3 protein-coding genes are annotated in these 3,955 nt (G+C 71.5%); all 3 read left to right on the top strand.

Annotated elements, in window-relative coordinates:
* Positions 1 to 1,558 (top strand): dihydroxyacetone kinase subunit DhaL (dhaL, locus tag B0W88_RS30280; protein WP_077038223.1); only part of this gene is annotated, 1,558 nt, incomplete at its 5' end.
* A 30-nt stretch (positions 1,559 to 1,588) separates the two neighbouring features.
* A complete protein-coding gene (locus tag B0W88_RS30275; RefSeq protein WP_077038222.1) occupies positions 1,589 to 2,287 on the top strand; it encodes an HAD family phosphatase in 699 nt (232 codons plus the stop codon).
* Positions 2,284 to 3,955 (top strand): transketolase (tkt, locus tag B0W88_RS30270; protein WP_077038221.1); only part of this gene is annotated, 1,672 nt, incomplete at its 3' end. The genes B0W88_RS30275 and tkt, both read left to right, overlap by 4 nt.

Below are 3,955 nucleotides of genomic sequence, written 5' to 3'. Positions count from 1 at the left end.
CGGCCTGGTCGACGCGGCGGCCTTCGGCGAGATCTATTCCTCGCCCACCGCGCGCAATTTCCTCGACGCGATCCGCGCGGCCGACGGCGGCGCCGGCGTCGCCTGCCTCTATGGCAACTACGCCGGCGACAACATGAACATCGGCATGGCCCGCCAGATGGCCGAGCGCGAGGGCATCGTCGTGAAGACCGTCGTCGCCAACGACGACGTGCCCTCGGCGCCCAAGGGCGACGAGGCGCGCCGCCGCGGCGTGGCCGGCGAGATCTTCATGTGGAAGGTCGGCGCCGCGAAGGCCGCGATGGGCGGCACGCTGGACGAGGTGATCGCCGCCGCGCAGAAGGCGATCTCCAGCACCCGCAGCATCGGCGTGGGCCTGTCGGCCTGCGTGATCCCGGCCGTCGGCAAGGCGAACTTCCACATCGAGCACGGCACGATGGAGGTCGGCATCGGCCACCACGGCGAGCCGGGCATCGATGTGCGAACCACCGTCAGCGCCGCCGAGATGGCGCAGCTGATGCTGGACGTCGTGCTGCCCGACCTGCCCATCGTGCGCGGCGACCGCGTCGCCGTGCTGATCTCCGGCCTCGGCGCCACGCCGGTGATGGAGCAGTACATCCTCTACGGCGAGGTGGCCCGCCGTCTCGCCGACCAGGGCATCACCGTCGTCTTCAACCGCGTGGGCAACCTGTTCACCTCGTTGGAGATGATGGGCGTCACGCTGACGCTGATGAAGCTGGACGAGGAGCTGGAAGCCTGCCTGGCCCAGCCCTGCGAGAGCGTGGGCATGACGCAGCTGGGCGAGGCCGCCGGCCCGCGCGTCTACGCCAACAGCCTCAGCGGCACGGCCGCGGACCGCGGCGGAGACGAAGTCACCGGCGCGGCAGTAACGCGCAGCCTCAGCGGCGCCACGGTGAGCCTCGTCGACAGCGGCGGCATCGTGCGCGAGCTGATCGAGGCGGTCGTCGCCCACCGTCAATACCTCAGCGAGATCGACGGCCTGATCGGCGACGGCGACCACGGCATCAACATGGCCAAGGGCTTCAACGGCTGCGGCGCGCGGCTCGATGCGCTCGGCGCCGCGCGCGCCGCGGTGCTGCCTGTCGCGCTGGAGCAGCTCTCGCAGGCGCTGATGGACGACATCGGCGGCTCGATGGGCCCGCTGTACGGCAACTTCTTCCTCGGCTTCGTCGGCACGCTGGAGGGCCAGCCGGCGATGGATGCGGCGCTGTTCGGCGAGGCGCTGGCCCGCGCGGTGGCGAACGTGCAGGCGATGGGCAATGCGCAGGTCGGCGACAAGACGCTGATCGACACGCTGGTCCCGGCGCTGGCCGCCTACCGCGAAGCGCAGCAAGGCGGCGCGCCCTTCCCCGCCTGCCTGGCCGCGATGAGCGTCGCCGCCGCGGCCGGCCGTGATTCGACCCAGGCGCTGCAGGCCCGCATCGGCCGCTCGGCGCGGCTGGGGCCGCGCTCGATCGGCGTGCTCGACGCCGGCGCTACCTCCTGCTGCCTGATCCTGCAGACGCTGGCCGCCTCGCTGCAGCGCCGCCTCGCCCACTGACGACAAGCCTAACGACAAGGTTCAACTGACATGACATCAATCCAAGCCGTCGTCTTCGACATGGACGGCATCCTGATCGACTCCGAAGTGCTCTGGCGCGAGGCGCGCGAGGAGTTCTGCACCGAGAACGGCATGCTGTGGAGCGCCGAGGACCAGGAGGCGACAATGGGCTGCAACACGCGGTCCTGGTCCGCGCTGATGGTGCAGCGCCTGCGCCTGCGCGAGCGCCTCAGCATGGACGAAGCCGCCGTCGCCGCCGAGATCAAGGGCCGGCTGCTGGCCAAGTACCGCCGCAAGCTGCCGCTGCGCGAAGGCGCGGTCGAGGCGGTGCAGCTGGCCGCGAGCCGCTACAAGGTCGCCCTGGCCTCGGGTTCCCCGAACGAGCTGGCCGCCTTCGTGATGCGCGAGACGGGCCTGGACCGCGTCTTCCTCGCCACGATGTACGGGGACGATGTCGTCCACGGCAAGCCCGCGCCGGACATCTACCTCCAGGTGCTGGAGAAGATCGGCGTCGCGCCGCGGCATGCCGTCGGCGTCGAGGACTCCGGCAACGGCATCCGCTCGCTGCATGCCGCCGGCATGGGCATCATCGCCGCGCCCGGCCCGGAGTTCCCGCTGTCGGAAGAGGTGCTGGCCCTGGCCGATGTGCGCATCGCGGAGATGACCGAGTTCCAGCTCGGCCTGGTCGAGGACGCCGGCGGTGCATTGCGCCTGAGGGCCGCCCGATGAGCAGCAGGACCCACCTTGCGAACGCGCTGCGCGCGCTGGCGATGGACGCCGTGCAGCAGGCCAACTCCGGCCACCCCGGCATGCCGATGGGCATGGCCGACATCGCCGAAGCGCTCTGGCGCCACCACCTGAAGCATGACCCGAGCGACCCGCGCTGGCCCGACCGCGACCGCTTCGTGCTCTCCAACGGCCACGGCTCGATGCTGCTCTACGGCCTGCTGCACCTGAGCGGCTACGCGCTCTCCGTCGAGGACCTGAAACAGTTCCGCCAGTTGCACAGCCGGACGCCGGGCCACCCGGAGCTGGGCTACACGCCCGGCGTCGAGACCACGACCGGCCCGCTGGGCCAGGGCATCGCCAACGCCGTGGGCATGGCGCTGGCCGAGAAGCTGCTGGCGATCGAATTCAACCGGCCGGGCCATGCCATCGTCGACCACCGCACCTGGGTCTTCCTCGGCGACGGCTGCCTGATGGAAGGCGTCAGCCACGAGGCCTGCGCGCTGGCCGGCAGTTGGGGCCTGAACAAGCTGGTGGCCTTCTGGGACGACAACGGCATCTCGATCGACGGCCACACCGAGGGCTGGTTCACCGAGGACGTGCCGGGCCGCTTCGAGGCCTATGGCTGGCGCGTGATCCGGGGCGTGGACGGGCACGACCCAGAGGCGCTGGACGCGGCGATCGAGGCCGCGAAGGCAGAGCCGCGCAAGCCGGTGCTCGTCTGCTGCAGGACCACGATCGGCTTCGGCTCGCCGAACAAGGCCGGCACCCACGACAGCCACGGCGCGCCGCTGGGCGCGGCCGAGATCGCCGCGACCCGGGCCGCGCTCGGCTGGCCGCACGGGCCCTTCGAGATCCCGGACGAGGTGCGCGCCGCGTGGGATGCGCGCGAGTGCGGCCAGGCGCAGCGCGGCCGCTGGGAGCGCGCCTTCGCGGCCTATGCGCAGGCGCATCCGTCGCTCGCGCAGGAGCTGCGGCGCCGCCTGGATAACGCGTTACCTGAAGGGTTCGAGCGAAGCACGCGCGAGGCGCTCGAAGCCGTCGCCGCCCAGGCCGGCACCATCGCCTCGCGCAAGGCCAGCCAGAACGCCATCGCCGCGCTGGCGCCGTTGCTGCCCGAGCTGCTGGGCGGCTCGGCCGACCTGACCGGATCGAACCTGACCCACTGGCCGGCCTGCACGAGCGTCACGCCGACCGGCCTGCGCGAGGGGCGCGGCGGCAACTACCTGCACTACGGCGTGCGCGAGTTCGGCATGGCCGCGATCATGAACGGCATCGTGCTGCACGGGGGACTGCGGCCCTTCGGCGGCACCTTCCTGATGTTCAGCGAGTACGCCCGCAACGCCTTGCGGATGGCCGCGCTGATGAAGCTGAACGTGATCCACGTGTTCACGCACGATTCGATCGGCCTCGGCGAGGACGGCCCGACCCACCAGCCGGTCGAGCAGACCGCGACGCTGCGGCTGATCCCGAACATGGACGTCTGGCGCCCGGGCGACGCGGTGGAGACGCAGGCCGCCTGGCAGGCGGCGCTGGAGAGCCGCGACCATCCGACCTGCCTGGTGCTGAGCCGGCAGAACCTGGCGCACCAGCCGCGCGATGCGGCGCAACGGGCAGCCGTCGAACGTGGCGGTTATGTGCTGCGCGACGCCGAGGCGGCGAGCGCCGTGC

This window comes from Pelomonas sp. KK5, from assembly GCF_001984095.1.
Classification (GTDB): Bacteria; Pseudomonadota; Gammaproteobacteria; order Burkholderiales; family Burkholderiaceae_C; genus KK5.
Note: the sequence above shows the minus strand (reverse complement) of the source record. Positions and strands in the feature narration are given on the sequence as shown.